Genomic DNA, 761 nt, shown 5'->3' on the forward strand with positions numbered 1-761 from the left:
GAAGGCCGGGTTGTTGCCGCGGAAGGTGCCGTTGTGCTCGCCCGGCTCCCAGATGTCCAGCTCGGGGCGGAACAGGGTCAGCGCCATGGGCAGGCCGTAGCCGCTGATGGACTTGGAGACGGTGATGATGTCCGGGGTGATGCCGGCCTCCTCGAAGGAGAAGAAGGGGCCCGTGCGGCCGCAGCCCATCTGGACGTCGTCGACGATGAGCAGCATGTCCCAGCGGTGGCACAGGTCGGCCAGGGCGCGCAGCCACTCGGGGCGGGCGACGTTGATGCCGCCCTCGCCCTGCACCGTCTCCACGATCACCGCGGCGGGCCGGTTCAGGCCGGAGCCGGGGTCCTGCAGGAGCCGCTCGAACCACAGGAAGTCCTCGACCTTGCCGTCGAGGTAGTTGTCGAACGGCATGGGGGTGCCGTGCACCAGCGGGATGCCGGCGCCGGCGCGCTTGAAGGCGTTGCCGGTGACGGCCAGGGAGCCCAGCGTCATGCCGTGGAAGGCGTTGGTGAAGGAGACGATCGACTCGCGCCCCTTGACCTTGCGGGCCAGTTTCAGGGCGGCCTCGACGGCGTTGGTGCCGGTGGGGCCGGGGAACATCACCTTGTGGTCCAGGCCGCGCGGGGCGAGGACCGTGCGGTGGAAGGCCTCCAGGAACTCGCGCTTGGCGACGGTGTGGGTGTCCAGGCCGTGGGTGACGCCGTCCCGCTCCAGGTAGTCCAGCAGGGCGCGTTTGAGGACCGGGTTGTTGTGGCCGTAGTTCA

General features: G+C 69.6%; 1 protein-coding gene. It reads right to left on the reverse strand.

Annotation, left to right across the window (positions count from 1 at the left end; all coding sequences use genetic code 11):
• A partial coding sequence (locus ACFSJS_RS27905; protein ID WP_380905283.1) for a diaminobutyrate--2-oxoglutarate transaminase occupies nt 1–761 on the reverse strand: 761 nt, incomplete at both ends.

It is taken from the genome of Streptomyces desertarenae (assembly GCF_042681365.1).
In the GTDB taxonomy this organism is placed as follows: domain Bacteria; phylum Actinomycetota; class Actinomycetes; order Streptomycetales; family Streptomycetaceae; genus Streptomyces; species Streptomyces desertarenae.